We start from the raw sequence: 16121 nt of genomic DNA, 5'->3' as shown, positions 1-16121 counted from the left end.
GAATAACGGCGGGCAGGCACAAGAATAGAAGGCAACAAGCCTGGCATCGCCCACCGTGATGCCGCTGGATGAATCAGGCCGGTCTCCGGGCTCATGAGTGGCCGCGGGGCCAGACCGTGCGCCTTCCCGCATCAAATCGACACAGTGGCATCACACACAGTTTTCACTCATTTACCGTTGCGGGGGCAGCGCCGGAATTGCGGGCCTTCAACCAACAGAAGGACTCACTCACCGGCTTCCCTGTTTCACTCTGTCGACCCAAGCCACAGAGCACCTGAAACAAGCCGCGAAGGTTAGAGGGTTGGGGGTGGAGCGTCAATTAAAGCCGGGAGGCCATCGACCGAATAACTGCCATCAATCAATAAACTGACGTCAATCTTGTGCCACGCTCCCAGCAGTGATATCAAAGAGCCACAACCTCACAACACAACAACAAGGGTGAGCCCATGCAAGGCATGATCATCAGCAATCCAAAGCTGGAATTCCTGCGCCCGGTGCTCGAACGCTGGTTCGAATGCATCGACCGTTACAACGCCGTCCGCGGTGATGGCGACACACCGTACTGGCACGACGAGAAGGCCAATCTCGGACTGCTGTCTGCCGCCGCCTGGATGGCCGAGATGGTCACACTGCAACAGACGCCCACCCGCAAGCAGACCGAAGAAGGCGAACGCAACAGCCGCGCCGACCTGCTCCTGGCCTCGCCCGAAACCCGCGCCTACATCCAGACCAGCCAGCGCTGGCCACGGGTCAACGGCCTCAATCTGACCCAGGCCCTGCTCGACATCGCCAGCGATGCCAAGCGCCTGAGCCACGCCAGCGACCTGAAACTCGGCTGCCTGTTCGTCGCCCCGCAAAAAGCCCAGCAGGGCGCCACACCGGAAGAGCTCCAGGACATGGTCGACGACCTGCAAAAGGAACACAGCTGCGCTGTCGCCTGGTATTTCCCTTATGCCTACCGCAAGTTGCGCAACGAAGCCGGCAACTATCACCCCGGCATAGCAGTGCTGTTCAAGGAGGCACGTGGCTAAGGGTTGAACCATCGGACGACAACGCGCCTCTATGATTAGAACAAGGCACTCATAGGGAAGCCCCGTATGCGCACGCCCCCGCTCGTTCTCGTTATCGCGTTCTGCGGAGGGCTCGCCGCTTGTGGCGGGACCGCCCGCCTGCAAGTCTCCGACGGCACCGGTCCTTCTCCTCAACTGCCAGAACCCGACAAAACCCTGATCCCGACCGTGAACATCGCCCCGGCCATCGGCTGGCCGAAGGGTGCGAAGCCCATCGCCGCCAATGGCACTCAAGTGGCCGCTTTTGCCGAAGACCTGGATCACCCGCGCTGGCTTTATGTACTGCCCAATGGCGATGTGCTGGTCGCGGAAACCAATGCACCCCCCAAACCCGAAGACGGCAAAGGCATTCGCGGCTGGATCATGAAGAAATTCATGGGGCGTGCCGGAGCCAGGGTGCCCAGCGCCAACCGCATCACTTTGCTGCGCGACAAGGACCACGATGGGGTCGCGGAAACCCGCACGGTGTTTCTGCAAAACCTCAACTCGCCCTTCGGCATGACCCTGGTCGGCAATGACCTGTATGTGGCCGACACTGATCGGCTGCTGCGCTTTCACTATGAAAGTGGCGATACGCAGATCAAGTCAGCGCCGGCAAAAGTGGTCGACCTGCCGGGCGGCCTGCTGAATCACCACTGGACCAAAAACGTCGTCGCCAGCAAGGACGGCAGCAAGCTGTACGTCACCGTGGGTTCCAACAGCAACGTTGCGGAACACGGCATGGACAAGGAAGAAGGTCGCGCGGCGATCTGGGAAGTGGATCGCGCCACCGGCCAGCAGCGGATCTTCGCGTCCGGCCTGCGCAACCCCAATGGCATGGCCTGGGAACCGCACAGTGGCGCGCTGTGGACCGCGGTCAACGAACGGGATGAAATCGGCAGCGACCTGGTACCCGACTACATCACCTCGGTGAAAGACGGCGCATTCTATGGCTGGCCGTACAGTTACTTCGGCCAGCATGTCGATATTCGCGTCGAGCCGCAAAACCCGGACCTGGTGGCCAAGGCTATCGCCCCGGACTACGCCGTCGGCCCGCACACGGCATCACTGGGCCTGACCTTCGCTGAAAACAGCAAACTGCCGCCGCCCTTCACCCAAGGGGCATTCATCGGGCAGCACGGCTCCTGGAACCGCAAGCCGCACAGCGGCTACAAAGTGATTTTCGTGCCCTTCCGCGCCGGCAAGCCGGTCGGGAATCCGGTTGATGTGCTCAGCGGGTTTCTCAATGGCAAGGAAGAAGCCATGGGTCGCCCGGTGGGCGTGGTGATCGACCGACAGGGTGACCTGTTGGTGGCCGATGATGTGGGGAACAAGGTGTGGCGGGTGTCGGCAGCAAAATAAATTCCAACTGCCAACATATTCCCCTGTGGGAGCGGGCTTGCTCGCGAAGGCGGTGTATCAGTCAACAGATGTGGCGTCTGACATTGCGCATTCGCGAGCAAGCCCGCTCCCACAGGGTTCAGGGGTCTAGCGTTTGCGACAGAGTGTGAGCCCATCACCCAACGGCAACAACGACAGATCCACCCGCGCATCGTCCTTCAACGCCCGGTTGAGCGCCTGGATCGCCCGGGTGTCCGCGCTCTCGGGACTGATCTCGAGCACGCGCCCGCTCCATAGCGTGTTATCGAACACCGCCAGCCCGCCGACCCGCAGCAATCGCAGGGCGTGCTCCAGATAAGCCGGGTAGTTGGCCTTGTCGGCATCGATGAAAATCAGATCGAACTGGCCTGGCTGGTCCAGCTTGCCGAGGGTTTCCAGCGCAGGCGCCAGGCGCAGATCGATGCGTCCGGCCAGCCCGGCTTCCTGCCAGTAACGCAGGGCCGTGGCGTTGTAGTCACCGGGGATATCACAGCAAATCAGCGAACCCTCAGCGGGCAATGCCGCCGCCATGCACAGTGCGCTGTAACCGGTAAAGGTGCCGACTTCGAGCAAACGCCTGGCCCCCGTCAGTTTCACCAGCAAAGCAAGAAACTGCCCCTGCTCAGGCGCCACCTGCCAGCGTGCCATCGGCAGCGCCTGGGTCTCATCGCGCAAGCGCTTGAGCAGAGGCGTTTCGCGCAGGGAAACATCGAGCAGGTATTGGTACAGGGCGTCGTCGAGATTGAGCGTGCGAGCAGTCATGACCACCAGCTCCGGAGGTTACGGATTGCGCGCCAAATGTTCAGGCTGCAGAACACGCTTGGCGCTCAGGTAAGCCTTTTGCCAATAGGCCTTGGACAGGCTGTCGAGCTTCACGGTGCCGCCGGTGGCCGGCGCATGGACGAAACGCCCCTCTCCCACATAGATGCCAGCATGACTGACCTGGGAACCGCCATTGGTGGCAAAGAAAAGCAGGTCGCCGGTCTGCAAGCCGTCCTTGCCCACATTCGCCGCTTGCATGGAGATCATCTCGCGCGTGGTACGCGGCAAGGCAATACCGGCGACATCGCGGTACACATAAGCGATCAGGCCGCTGCAATCAAATCCGGAATCCGGTGTATTGCCACCCCAGCGATAAGGCGTGCCCACCAGACCGAGCGCGCGAAACAGCACGTCTTCCGCTTCGGGTGAAAAAGCCTGTGAGGAACCAAATACGATGGGAGCGCGAACCACCGGCGCAGGAGGCGGTGTGCGGCTGGCGCAGGCACTGAGCAGCGCTGCGAAGAACATGATTGCGAGGCGGGCCGACGTCGTCATAAGCAGAACATCCTGATCTGGCTGCGGCTTTTTCTGCGGGGAGCGCAGAAAAGAAAACCGCCTGCGTGGGACGCAGGCGGTTTGCCATCATTTGTAGATCAAGATTCTAGCGGCTACACGACAAACTTCAAGTAAGACTTTAAGTTCGCCTTACTAATTGTCCGCTTATTTGCGTGCAGTGACGATTGGCGACGCGTTAGGTGCCATTGCCAGGGCGCGCTTGGCTTCGATGAAGGTCTTGCTCCAGTAGCTGTCGCCCAGGCTATCGATGCGCACACCGCCGCTGCGGCGGCTGCTGGAGTGGATGAACTGGTTGTCACCCAGGTAGATCCCGGCGTGACTGACGCGACCACGACGACCGTTGGTTGCGAAGAACAGCAGGTCGCCCGGTTCAAGCTTGCTGCGCGAGACCAGCGGAGCGTCCACGTTGATCATTTCGCGGGTGGAGCGTGGCAGGTTCATGCCCGCTTCTTCGCGGAACAGGTAACCGATGAAACCACTGCAATCGAAGCCGGCTTCAGAAGTACCGCCGAAACGGTAGCGGGTACCGATCAGGGACATGCCACGTTCGAGGATGCTGTCAGCCAGGACCGGAAGCTGGTAGGACTTGCCGCCAGCGAAGTCTGCGAGTTCTTTTTCGGTAGCCAGTTCTTCCTGGAAGAGAGCGGAAGACTGGGCGGTAGCCGAGTTTTGAACCTGCTGTTGCGGAGCCTGCTGGGCCACTGGAGTGTGGGCAGCGCAACCGAACAACAGGGTAACGAGTGCGAGAGGCACGAGGGGTGCGAAGCGATTTAGCATGGGCACGACCGTGGCTGAAAGTTGTAAAGAAGCCGAGACTATGCCCGCTATCAACCTCATTTGCAAATTCAATCGATCTTTTTGTGACTTATCCGTTTCTCGTTTACATCTAAGCGCTTAAGCCCATTTTAAACACACACGCGGCCTGCAACCTTGCAGGAAAGCGGGATTTCTGGCGCCTGAAATATGCCGAAACGGCTAAACGCCCCGGTTTCAGCGGGTTTACCAGCCGAGGGTTTCTTTCAAAAACGGGATTGTCAGCTTGCGCTGAGCCTGGAGGGAGGCCTGGTCGAGGCGCTCGAGCAACTCGAACAGCGCACTCATGCTGCGGGTACCGCGAGTCAGAATGAAATGCCCGACTTCATCGGTCAGATGCAGACCGCGACGGGATGCGCGCAATTGCAGGGCACGCAGTTTGTCCTCATCGGACAGCGGACGCATCTGGAAGATCAAGGCCAGGGTCAGGCGGGATTTGAGATCCGCCAGCTTCACCGGCAGCTCCCGAGGGGATGTCGACGCGGCAATCAGCAAGCGCCGACCGCTGTCGCGCAAGCGATTGAACAGATGAAACAGCGCCTCTTCCCAATCCGCTCGTCCGGCAACCACCTGCAAATCATCCAGGCAGACCAGCTCGTACTGTTCGAGGTTGTCGAGGATTTCAATGCCGCGATCGAGCAGCTCGGCCAACGGCAGATACACCGCCGGCTCGCCCAATTGCTCGAAGCGCAGGCAGGCGGCCTGCAACAGGTGCGTACGCCCTACCCCGTCCTTGCCCCAAAGGTAAATCAGGCTTTCGGTCCAGCCGGCGTCGGCTTCGCACAGCCGCTCGACATAGCCGAGTGCAGCGGCATTGGCGCCTGGGTAGTAGTTGATAAAGGTGGCGTCGTCACGCAGACGCACACCTAGGGGCAGCTGAATCGGTTTCATGCTGACTGAACAGTTCCAAAGGAACCGTTAGTGGCCTCTGTGTAAAGTTTGCGAAGTTTATACCCGTGAAGCGGACCGCACAATGCGACAGACCACAAGCAAAATCAAAGGTTTGCGTTAATGCATTGGTTTTGTGACAGATTCTTTGGCGGTGCATGTGACAGTCGGGCGACGCCGGCAGGCTGATCCGGCACGAACCCGGGCAGCCCGCCATCGGCTATCGACGGCCCTTACAGCTGCGGCTCGTCGGCCCTCCCGTAGATTTCAGAATCCTTATACAAATCATGCACATGGCGCACCAGCACCATGATCACCGCGGCGACCGGCAATGCCAGCAACACGCCGGTAAAGCCAAACAGCTCACCACCGGCCAGGATCGAGAAAATCACCGCCACCGGGTGCAGACCAATCCGGTCACCGACCAGCAACGGCGTCAGCACCATACCCTCCAGCGCCTGGCCGACCATGAACACCGCGACAATGCCGAGCATTGGATAAAGATCACCACCGAACTGGAACAGCCCCGCAAGCAGCGCCGCGCCAATGCCGATGATAAACCCCATGTACGGCACGATCGCCGCCAGACCGGCAATCAGGCCAATCAGCAGACCCAGTTCCAACCCGACCAGCATCAGGCCTGCTGCGTAGATCACACCCAAGGCCACCATCACCAGCAGCTGTCCGCGCACGAACGCTCCGAGCACTTCATGGCATTCACCCGCCAGCGACACCGCGCGCGCTTCACGATCACGGGGCAGCAGGCTGCGGACCTTGGCCATCATCAGGTCCCAATCCCGCAACAGGTAGAAGCTCACCACCGGAATCAACACCAGGTTCGCCAGCCAGCCGATCAACGCCAGCCCCGAGGCCGTGGCATGGCTCAACACCACACCGACAACATCAGTGGTCTGACTCATATGCTCGCTGATGGCGGCCTTGAGCTTGTCGAACTTCCAGAAACCGTCCGACAGGCCGAACTTCGATTGCGCCCAGGGCAACGCCGTGTGCTGCAGCCAGTCGAGCATTTGCGGGGCCAGCTCATACAAACGAAACAACTGCCTGGCGAGCAAGGGCACCAACACCAACAGCAGCGCGGTGAAGATCAATGTAAACAGGGTAAACACCGCCACGACACCCCAGGTTCTGGACAGGCCTGCCTTCTCCAGCCGATCCACCAGCGGGTCGAACAGGTAGGCCAACAGCAGCGCCACCAGGAACGGCGTCAGGATCGGATGCAACAACCAGACAAACACACACAGCAGGACCACCCCGCCGAGCCAGAACCAACGCCGCGTATCGGCCATGAACCACTCCATTGCTTCTATATAAAGAAAGAAAAACTACCAGCGAAAACGTAGCTGCGGGATCGGGGCCGGTGCGGCGGCTGGCACCGGGCTGCCGGTGGCTGGCTGAACGGGCGCGACCGGGGCCGGGGCCGTGGCCTGACCCACCGGCGCCTCCTGCAGTCTGGCCAGCGACAGTTGCGCACGCAACTGATCGACGCTGCCATTGACCCGATAAAGAATCCGGTCACCGTCGACACTGCGCACACGCCCGCCAAACGGTTCCAGCAATCGTCCGAGCGACGCGTAGCGCTCAAGATTCATGCCTTGCACTTCCAGCAATTGCTCGCTCGAAGCACCCGGCCTGGCGACAAACCGCGGCGCCAGGCGCTCGTTGACCGCCAGCATTACCGCATCGGCCACGGCGGCCTGATCGGCGCCCTGCACACTGCCGGCCTCTTTTTTATCCCCCAGCCACAATTGCCACTTGGCTTGCCATTGCCCGCCCTCTTCCCTGGCGTGTACCGCAAGCAGGGCGTCGGCATTGTAGCGTTCCGATGCCGCATGCAAAGGTGCGGGATCTGCGCCCTCCAGGTTCGGCGCGGTTGCGACGATCTGTTCGTTCAGGTCCGCCAATGGCAAGCGCAATGGCAAGCCCCGATGCTGGGCAGCCCGACGCAGTGGCGCCGCGCTGGCCTGGCCGTCGCCCACCAGGCTCGAACCCTCGGTGGAATCATTCAACCACCAGCCGAGGATCGACGGCCGATTGGCCCCCCACATGGCCAGGCCGGCGCGGCGCAAGGCCTGCTCGGTGGTACCCGGATCGAAATCGACCTTCAGGACTTCCGGGGGCCCGGCCTCAAAGCCGTATTGGCTGATGATCTGTTGCGGGTCTTTGCGAATCGCTGCCAACCCCGGACTTTGAGCGGCTTTGGGGTCGCCGGTCAGGCGCAGTACCAATGTGTCCAACGCACGCTGAGTCGCCTGGTCGCGCTCCTCGGGCGACTGGCCATTCACCGGCTCGCGCACCAGGTAAAGGCCTTTGACGGTTTCGGCTTGACTGACCAGGCTGACCACTGACAAACAACTCACAAGCAAGAATTTACAGAAACGCATGGAGGATTCCTGACGACAAGAGCGGCTGGAACAGACCGCATGAAGACGATCGAGCAAGACTGTGACCGTTGCCCGACGCAAAACATTCACACGTTCCGGGTAAGTTTTCGCACTGTCATAACGATAGACGGTTAATGCGATACCTTATACAGCCATGCAGGATGCCACCGACACCGCGCATTAACGGTTTTTTTGAACGGATATGGCCCTGCTGTCGGCCTGAGGATGGCCGCTGCGGCTCAAGCCTGATAAAATCGCGCGCCTTCGCAGACCGGCAACAGCCGGGCACCCTGAAATTCGTGCATGGCCCTCGCCTTCGCCTGTTTCGGCGGTCCCGATGGACTCGGTCGTTACCCAGAAATCCCCCCCTAAAGGCCTGGATCATGAGCAAGCAACCCTCCCTGAGCTACAAGGACGCCGGTGTAGACATCGACGCCGGTGAAGCATTGGTCGAACGCATCAAGAGCGTCGCCAAGCGCACTGCGCGCCCGGAAGTCATGGGCGGCCTGGGCGGTTTCGGCGCCCTCTGCGAAATCCCGGCCGGCTACAAGCAGCCTGTGCTGGTTTCCGGTACTGACGGCGTCGGCACCAAGCTGCGCCTGGCACTGAATCTGAACAAGCACGACAGCATCGGCATCGACCTGGTTGCCATGTGCGTCAACGACCTGGTGGTGTGCGGTGCCGAGCCGCTGTTCTTCCTCGACTACTATGCAACCGGCAAACTGAACGTCGACACCGCTGCCCAGGTTGTGACCGGCATCGGCGCTGGCTGCGAACTGTCGGGCTGCTCGCTGGTTGGCGGCGAAACCGCTGAAATGCCGGGCATGTACGAAGGTGAAGACTACGACCTGGCCGGTTTCTGCGTCGGCGTCGTGGAAAAATCCGAAATCATCGACGGTTCCAAGGTTGCTGCCGGCGATGCCCTGCTCGCCCTGCCGTCTTCCGGCCCGCACTCCAACGGCTACTCGCTGATCCGCAAGATCATCGAAGTATCCGGCGCCGACATCGAGAACATCCAGCTCGACGGCAAGCCGCTGACCGACCTGCTGATGGCCCCGACCCGTATCTACGTGAAGCCGCTGCTCAAGCTGATCAAGGAAACCGGCGCTGTCAAAGCCATGGCCCACATCACTGGCGGCGGTCTGCTGGACAACATCCCGCGCGTTCTGCCAAAAGGCGCTCAAGCCGTGGTTGACGTGGCAAGCTGGAACCGCCCGGCAGTGTTCGACTGGCTGCAAGAGAAAGGCAACGTTGACGAGAACGAAATGCACCGCGTGCTGAACTGCGGCGTGGGCATGGTCATCTGCGTGGCTCAGGAGCACGTTGAAGCCGCCCTGAACGTTCTGCGCGAAGCTGGCGAGCAGCCTTGGGTCATCGGCCAGATCTCCACCGCTGCCGAAGGCGCAGCTCAGGTTGAACTGAAGAACCTCAAGGCTCACTGATGCCTAAGACCTGTGATGTCGTGGTGCTGTTGTCCGGCACCGGCAGTAACTTGCAGGCCCTGATCGACAGCACGCGGACCGGCGACAGCCCGGTCCGCATCGCTGCGGTGATTTCCAACCGCGCCGACGCCTACGGCCTGCAACGCGCCAGGGACGCGGGTATCGACACCCGCGCCCTGGATCACAAGGCTTTCGAAGGTCGCGAGGCCTTCGACGCCGCGCTGATCGAACTGATCGACGCCTTCAATCCCAAACTCGTGGTACTCGCCGGATTCATGCGCATTCTCAGCGCTGGTTTCGTACGCCACTATCAGGGTCGCCTGCTCAATATCCATCCCTCGCTGCTACCCAAATACAAAGGGTTACACACCCATGAGCGCGCGCTGGAGGCTGGCGACACCGAGCACGGCTGCTCCGTGCACTTCGTCACCGAGGAACTCGATGGCGGACCACTGGTCGTACAAGCTGTAATACCGGTAGAGTTACAGGATTCGCCGCAGAGTCTGGCGCAGCGGGTCCATGTTCAGGAACACCTGATCTACCCGATGGCCGTACGCTGGTTTGCCGAAGGTCGTCTAGCCCTCGGCGAGCAAGGTGCTTTACTGGATGGACAGTTACTCGCGGCCAGCGGCCACTTGATTCGAAACTAGGAGATTTTATGCGTCGCGCCCTGCTCTTCGCTTGCGCTCTGCTCGCCTTGCCCTTCGCCCAGGCGGCAGACCTTCAACCTTTCTCCGCCAGCTACACCGCCGACTGGAAACAGCTGCCCATGAGTGGCACTGCCGAGCGCAGCCTGACCAAGGAAGCCAACGGCGTCTGGAAGCTCAGCTTCAAGGCTTCGATGATGATCGCCAGCCTGTCCGAAGAAAGCACCCTGACCGTGGACAAGGACACCTTGCTGCCCCAGTCCTACCACTTCGAGCGTGGCGGTTTGGGCAAAGCCAAGAAAGCCGACCTGGATTTCGACTGGGCCGCGAAAAAGGTCACCGGCACCGATCGTGGTGACGCGGTCGATATTCCGCTGAACCGCGGCATGGTCGACAAATCCACCTATCAACTGGCGCTGCAACATGACGTGGCTGCCGGCAAAAAGAGCATGAGCTATCAGGTTGTCGATGATGGCGAAGTCGATACCTATGACTTCCGTGTGCTGGGCTCGGAAAAAGTCGACACCAAGGCTGGCCAGATCGATGCGATCAAGGTCGAGCGCGTACGCGATCCGACGCAAAGCAAGCGCATCACCGTGCTGTGGTTCGCCAAGGATTGGGACTACCTGCTGGTCCGCCTGCAACAGGTCGAAACCGACGGCAAGGAATACAACATCATGCTCCTGGACGGCACGGTCAACGGCAAGCCAGTCAAAGGCAGCTGATCCGGATCGAGACCTGTAGGAGCGAGCTTGCTCGCGATGGACTTTAACGATGACTCGCCCTGGCGGATACACGCAGTGCCAGTGAGATCATCGCAAGCAAGCTCGCTCCTACAGATTGGAACACCCGACAAACGCGATGGCTCTACACCTTCAAGGTCCTTTTTGATCGAATGAGTTTTCCTGTCGCCTGCGAGGTTTGCCATGACTGTTACCGTCAATACCGTTTCTGCCGAAGGTTTGCGCCACAGCGTCCAGATCGATGACCACGAACTCTTCGCCGACGCGCCCGTCACGGCTGGCGGAGAGGGCTCGGCGCCGGAGCCACACGATTATTTCGATGCCGCGCTGGGTGCCTGCAAAGCCCTGACCCTGAAGCTGTATGCCAGGAAGAAAGACATCCCGCTGACCGGTGTCGGCGTCGAGGTCAAGCGCGACAACAGCCTGGAACAGAAAGGCCAGTACGCGCTGCACGTCAAGCTGACCCTCAAGGGCGTACTCACCGACGCCCAGCGCGATGAACTGCACCGCGTCGCCGATCGCTGCCCGATCCACAAGCTGATGACCACCTCTGAAGTCAGCATCGAAACGCATTTGTCCGAAGGCACGTTCAGCCAATAGCGGCAAGGGTTGCCCAAGCGGGTTATGCTCGAACGCATTACCCGCTCAGCCTGGAACGCACCATGAACACTCCGCTCGTGATCCGCCCCCGCACCGAAGATGTCGAGGGCCAGCCGATTCTCCGCCCGCTGCCATCGGCCAAGTGCCGCAGCGTCGGGCCATTCGTGTTTTTCGACCACATGCTGGAAACCCGTTATCCACCGGGCAAAGGCATGAACATCCGCCAGCATCCACACATTGGCCTGTCCACCCTCACCTACTTGTTCCAGGGGCAGATCCAGCACAAGGACAGCCTTGGTTCCGATCAAGTGGTCGGGACTGGCGACGTCAGCTGGATGACGGCCGGCAGCGCCATCGCCCACGTCGAACGCACGCCCGAGGCTCTGAAGGAAAGCGGCTTCACGATGCACGGCTTGCAGATCTGGCTGGCATCACCCAAGGATAAAGAACAGGGTCCGGGGCATTACAGCCACCATCCAGCGTCCACATTGCCGGTCAGCGAAAACCTGGGGGTGAAGATTCGCATGATTGCCGGGTCAGGCTTTTGCCTGGAATCGCCAGTGCCAGTGCTTTCTCCTACGCTGTACGCGGAACTGCACCTGCAAACGGCGACGACATTGCTGATTCCCACGGAGCATGAAGAACGTGCGCTGTATGTGTTGAGTGGCGAAGTGCAACTCGATGGCGAGCCAATAGAGCCGTACTCGCTGGTGGTACTGCCTGCGGGGGAAGAGATGACACTGTTTGCCGAAAGCGACAGTCACGCCGTGTTGTTCGGCGGTGCTCCGCTGGACGGGCCACGGCGGATCAACTGGAATTTTGTCGCGAGCGATCCGGCGGCGATTGATGAAGCGCGCCGGCGTTGGGCGGCCGGGGATTGGCCGACGGTGCCGGGGGAAGTTGAGAGGATCGAACTGCCCTGAGATTTTAGTTACCTGTGGAACCGCCTTCGCGAGCAAGCCCGCTCCCACATTGGAACGCGGTTAAATGTGGGAGCGGGCTTGCTCGCGAAGAGGCCGGTTCAGGCTCTGACAAAGTCGGTGTCAGGCAACAGATCAGCCCTTGAACACTTCATCCAGCAGATTGTGCATCGACGTGAACGCCCGGGCGGCCACCTTGGCGTCATACATCATCATGCCCGGCACATTGGCGTGCGGGTCGGTGAACGAGTGGAACGCACCGCCGTAGCTCAGCAACTGCCAGTCCACACCCGCCGCGTTCATTTCGTCTTCGAACGCCGGCAACTGCTCCTTCGGCACCAATGGATCGGATGCGCCATGCAGCACCAGGACCTTACCCTTGATGTTTTTCGCATCGGCCGGATTCGGTGTGTCCAGCGTGCCGTGGAACGACACCGCGACCTTCACCGGCGCGCCGGTACGGGCAAACTCCAGGGCGCAGCAACCGCCGAAGCAGAAACCGAAAGTGGCCAGTTTCGAAGTATCGACAGCCACTTCACCCTGGCTTTGCAGCTGTTCGAACGCCACCTGCATGCGCTTGCGCAGCAATGGGCGATCATTCTTCAACGGCATCATGGCCGCGCCGGCCTCGTCATTGTTCGTCGGTCGAACCGATTGGCCGTAAAGGTCTGCAATCAACACCACATAACCCTTGGCAGCTACCGACTTGGCGATCTCCTCGGCACCGGCGCCGACGCCCATCCAGTTCGGCGCCATCAACAAACCCGGGCGCGGGCCTTTATGGTCGGCATCGAAGGCCAGACGGCTTTCGTAAGCCTGGCCGTCAATCTGATAGGCAACGGAACGTACAGTGATTTGGCTCATTTCTGACTCCTGATGTTTTAGCACCGAAATGAAAAAACCCGCCGAAGCGGGTTTTTCTACAACACCGTCAGGCCGATAGCTCGACCAACAGCTTGTTCAGACGGCGTACATAGGCCGCCGGGTCTTTCAAGCTGTCGCCGGCCGCCAGGGCCGCCTGATCGAAGAGGATGTGCGACAGGTCGCCGAAGCGCTCGTCGCTCTGCTCGTTGTCGAGCTTCTCGATCAGCGGGTGAGCCGGGTTGAATTCGAAGATCGGCTTCGAATCCGGAACCTTCTGACCGCTGGCTTCCAGGATCTGGCGCATCTGCAAGCCCAAGTCCTGCTCGCCGATGGCCAGGATTGCCGGGGAGTCGGTCAGGCGATGGGAAACCCGCACTTCAGCAACGGACTCGCCCAATGCGGTTTTCAGACGCTCGACCAGACCTTCTTTGGCCTTGGCGACTTCTTCCGCGGCCTTCTTGTCCTCTTCCGAGTCCAGGTTGCCCAGGTCCAGGTCACCGCGCGCCACGTCGACAAAGCTCTTGCCGTCGAAATCGCTGAGGTAGCTCATCAGCCACTCGTCGATACGATCGGTCAACAGCAGCACTTCGATGCCTTTCTTGCGGAAGACTTCCAGGTGCGGGCTGTTCTTGACCTGGGCGTAGGTTTCGCCGGTCAGGTAGTAGATCTTGTCCTGACCTTCCTTGGCGCGCGCCAGGTACTCGGCCAGACCAACAACCTGCTCGCCATCGTCGCCATGGGTCGATGCGAAACGCAGCAGGCCGGCGATTTTCTCCTTGTTGGCGAAATCTTCTGCCGGGCCCTCTTTCATGACCTGGCCGAAGTTCTTCCAGAAGCCCTTGTATTGCTCAGGCTCGTTCTTCGCCAGTTTTTCCAGCATGTCCAGGACGCGCTTGGTCAGCGCCGACTTCATCGAGTCGATGATCGGATCTTTCTGCAGGATTTCCCGCGACACGTTCAGCGACAGGTCGTTGGAATCGACCACGCCCTTGATGAAGCGCAGGTACAGCGGCAGGAAGGACTCGGCCTGATCCATGACGAACACGCGCTGCACGTACAGCTTCAGGCCTTTCGGCGCCTCACGCTGGTACAGGTCGAACGGCGCACGGGTCGGCACGTACAGCAATGAGCTGTATTCGAGCTTGCCTTCGACCTTGTTGTGGCTCCAGCTCAGCGGATTTTCGAAATCGTGAGCGATGTGCTTGTAGAACTCCTGGTATTCCTCGTCCTTGATCTCGGTACGCGGACGGGTCCACAGGGCGCTGGCGCGGTTGACGGTTTCCCACTCAACGGCCGGCTGCTCTTCACCTTCGGCAGCGGCCACTTCTTTCGGCAGCTCGATCGGCAAAGCGATGTGGTCGGAGTACTTCTTGATGATGTTGCGCAGACGCCAGCCATCGGCGAACTCGTCTTCACCGGACTTCAGGTGCAGGACGATGCGAGTGCCGCGCTCGGCCTTGTCGACGGTTGCGACTTCGAAATCGCCTTCGCCTTTGGACGACCAATGCACGCCTTCGCTGGCCGGGCTGCCGGCGCGACGGCTGAACACATCAACTTTGTCGGCGACGATGAAGGCGGAGTAGAAACCGACACCGAACTGGCCGATCAGGTGCGAGTCTTTCTTCTGGTCGCCGGTCAGGTGCTTCATGAAATCGGCGGTGCCGGACTTGGCGATGGTACCCAGGTGGGTGATCGCGTCTTCGCGGCTCATGCCAATACCGTTGTCTTCGAGGGTGACGGTTTTAGCGTCCTTGTCGAAGCTCACACGGATTTTCAGTTCGGCGCCACCTTCCAGCAGCTCTGGCTTGGCCAGGGCTTCGAAACGTAACTTGTCGACAGCGTCAGAGGCGTTCGAGATCAATTCGCGAAGGAAAATTTCCTTGTTGGAATACAGCGAATGGATCATGAGATGCAGCAGCTGCTTCACCTCGGTCTGGAAGCCCAGGGTTTCCTTTTGAGTTTCCACACTCATGGTCATCAAACTCCAATCAGATGGCATAAGCCGCGACCTTGAGGATCGACGGCGGGTTGTCCTCAGAGTTTGGGGCTGAGTTCAGGATTTCAAGGGCTCTTCGAGTTTGAAATGTGCACGGGCCGTGGCAATGGGCTCGGCTTCGGTGCTTTGCCAGGCGGTAATCGCCACATTGGCGACCCGGCGACCCTGGCGCCAAACCTGGCATCGGGCCCAGGTATCGCGAAACTGCCCGGCTCGCAGGTAATCCAGGGAGAAGTCGATGATCTTCGGCACCCCGGGCGTTCCGGTAAACACCAACAGGTGCAGCGCCGCGGCCAATTCCATGAAACCGGCGATCACACCGCCATGAATCGCCGGCAACAAGGGGTTACCGATGTTGTCCTGGTTCGCTGGCAGCTTGAACAGCAACTCATCTCCCACCCGGGAACATTCGACGCCGATCAGCCGGGCATAGGGAATCAAATCCAGCAACGAGGCGTAATCGCCCTGCTCATGGGCCTTTTGCAATTGCTCTTTCAGCGACTCGCTCATTGCGCACCTCCGGCAACCGCGCCACCAAAGCCCTTGGTGCCTTTGATGTTCTTTCCCATGCGCATGAAAGTGCCCATCACATGGGCAATGGGTTGCCCGGGGTCATCCTGATAGGCGAAGCCACGGGCAAAAATCACGTCGGTGGTGACCCGATAGCACTGGGCAAAGCCGTAGACATCCTTATGTGGTTCGGCGGCGTGCATGTAGTCGATGCGCAGGTCCAGGGTCGGGCAGACTTCGAATTCCGGGAGCACGCAAAGGGTCGCCATGCCACAGGCGGTGTCCATCAGCGAAGTCAGCGCTCCGCCATGAATCACGCCGGTTTCGGGATTGCCGACGATCTGCGGGCTGTACGGCAGCACAATCGTCAGCCCTTCGTTGCTGGCGCTGTGAACGCTTAGTCCAAGTACCTGGCAATGTCGCAGCGCTGACAGAAAGCGCTTCGCACGCTCAAAAACGGGGTTTTCAGTCATTTGATAAAAACTCTTGTTTATGTCTGTACAGTGCAGTGGCGGTCCGGGTAAAAGTT

Annotated in this window: 17 protein-coding genes and 1 riboswitch; of the genes, 7 read left to right on the top strand and 10 right to left on the bottom strand. The window is 60.1% G+C overall.

Annotated features, from left to right (window positions below):
• Positions 1-58 precede the first annotated feature (58 nt).
• Positions 59-293: riboswitch (cobalamin riboswitch) on the bottom strand.
• A gap of 153 nt (positions 294-446) precedes the next feature.
• Together PspS34_RS07820 and PspS34_RS07815 are read left to right on the top strand one after the other, a co-directional pair.
• Positions 447-1031: a hypothetical protein gene (locus PspS34_RS07820; protein WP_154860737.1), complete on the top strand. Its 585-nt coding sequence runs from the start codon at positions 447-449 to the stop codon at positions 1029-1031.
• Between the two features lie 66 nt (positions 1032-1097).
• On the top strand, positions 1098-2411 hold the full coding sequence (locus PspS34_RS07815; protein ID WP_154860738.1) for a sorbosone dehydrogenase family protein: 1314 nt from the start codon (positions 1098-1100) through the stop codon (positions 2409-2411).
• 126 nt (positions 2412-2537) lie between these two features.
• Here the strand turns inward: PspS34_RS07815 and PspS34_RS07810 are convergent, their stop codons facing one another.
• The 6 genes from PspS34_RS07810 to PspS34_RS07785 form a co-directional block, all read right to left on the bottom strand.
• Positions 2538-3191: a class I SAM-dependent methyltransferase gene (locus PspS34_RS07810; protein ID WP_154860739.1), complete on the bottom strand. Its 654-nt coding sequence runs from the start codon at positions 3189-3191 to the stop codon at positions 2538-2540.
• A gap of 18 nt (positions 3192-3209) precedes the next feature.
• Positions 3210-3746 (bottom strand): C40 family peptidase, encoded by a 537-nt coding sequence (locus tag PspS34_RS07805; protein ID WP_057715812.1) that lies wholly within the window; start codon positions 3744-3746, stop codon positions 3210-3212.
• A gap of 165 nt (positions 3747-3911) precedes the next feature.
• Complete coding sequence (locus tag PspS34_RS07800) at positions 3912-4544, bottom strand: NlpC/P60 family protein (protein ID WP_057715813.1); 633 nt, start codon at positions 4542-4544, stop codon at positions 3912-3914.
• Positions 4545-4766: 222 nt separating this feature from the next.
• Entirely contained in the window at positions 4767-5471 is a 705-nt protein-coding gene (gene hda, locus PspS34_RS07795; protein WP_007984552.1) for a DnaA regulatory inactivator Hda, read from the bottom strand.
• Positions 5472-5701: 230 nt separating this feature from the next.
• The gene (locus PspS34_RS07790) at positions 5702-6775 is read right to left on the bottom strand and encodes an AI-2E family transporter (RefSeq protein ID WP_150814156.1); all 1074 of its coding nucleotides are present in this window, start codon (positions 6773-6775) and stop codon (positions 5702-5704) included.
• Positions 6776-6811: 36 nt separating this feature from the next.
• Positions 6812-7870: a DUF2066 domain-containing protein gene (locus tag PspS34_RS07785; RefSeq protein ID WP_154860740.1), complete on the bottom strand. Its 1059-nt coding sequence runs from the start codon at positions 7868-7870 to the stop codon at positions 6812-6814.
• 383 nt (positions 7871-8253) lie between these two features.
• Between PspS34_RS07785 and purM the strand changes: the two genes are divergently transcribed.
• The 5 genes from purM (at position 8254) to PspS34_RS07760 (ending at position 12225) form a co-directional block, all read left to right on the top strand.
• Positions 8254-9312, top strand: a complete 1059-nt coding sequence (purM, locus tag PspS34_RS07780; RefSeq protein ID WP_090457782.1) for a phosphoribosylformylglycinamidine cyclo-ligase — start codon at positions 8254-8256, stop codon at positions 9310-9312.
• Positions 9312-9962, top strand: a complete 651-nt coding sequence (gene purN, locus PspS34_RS07775) for a phosphoribosylglycinamide formyltransferase (protein WP_102671757.1) — start codon at positions 9312-9314, stop codon at positions 9960-9962. Before purM ends, purN begins: the two co-directional genes overlap by 1 nt.
• Positions 9963-9970: 8 nt before the next feature.
• Entirely contained in the window at positions 9971-10684 is a 714-nt protein-coding gene (locus PspS34_RS07770; RefSeq protein ID WP_057715817.1) for a DUF3108 domain-containing protein, read from the top strand.
• A gap of 201 nt (positions 10685-10885) precedes the next feature.
• Entirely contained in the window at positions 10886-11302 is a 417-nt protein-coding gene (locus PspS34_RS07765) for an OsmC family protein (RefSeq protein ID WP_154860741.1), read from the top strand.
• 62 nt (positions 11303-11364) lie between these two features.
• Positions 11365-12225, top strand: a complete 861-nt coding sequence (locus PspS34_RS07760; RefSeq protein ID WP_057715819.1) for a pirin family protein — start codon at positions 11365-11367, stop codon at positions 12223-12225.
• Between the two features lie 132 nt (positions 12226-12357).
• On the opposite strand, the gene PspS34_RS07755 is transcribed toward PspS34_RS07760, so the two are convergent.
• From PspS34_RS07755 to PspS34_RS07740, 4 genes are all read right to left on the bottom strand, one after another.
• On the bottom strand, positions 12358-13086 hold the full coding sequence (locus tag PspS34_RS07755) for a dienelactone hydrolase family protein (protein WP_154860742.1): 729 nt from the start codon (positions 13084-13086) through the stop codon (positions 12358-12360).
• 67 nt (positions 13087-13153) lie between these two features.
• Complete coding sequence (gene htpG / locus PspS34_RS07750) at positions 13154-15058, bottom strand: molecular chaperone HtpG (protein ID WP_057716650.1); 1905 nt, start codon at positions 15056-15058, stop codon at positions 13154-13156.
• 81 nt (positions 15059-15139) lie between these two features.
• Positions 15140-15592, bottom strand: coding sequence for a PaaI family thioesterase (locus tag PspS34_RS07745; protein WP_090453899.1), 453 nt, complete (start codon positions 15590-15592; stop codon positions 15140-15142).
• Entirely contained in the window at positions 15589-16065 is a 477-nt protein-coding gene (locus PspS34_RS07740) for a PaaI family thioesterase (protein WP_057715822.1), read from the bottom strand. The genes PspS34_RS07745 and PspS34_RS07740 overlap by 4 nt, the downstream gene beginning before the upstream one ends.
• Between the last annotated feature and the right edge of the window lie 56 nt (positions 16066-16121).

Source organism: Pseudomonas sp. S34 (assembly GCF_009866745.1).
Classification (GTDB): domain Bacteria; phylum Pseudomonadota; class Gammaproteobacteria; order Pseudomonadales; family Pseudomonadaceae; genus Aquipseudomonas; species Aquipseudomonas jessenii.
The sequence above is the reverse complement of the archived record's forward strand: the minus strand, read 5'-3'. Positions and strand labels throughout refer to the sequence as shown.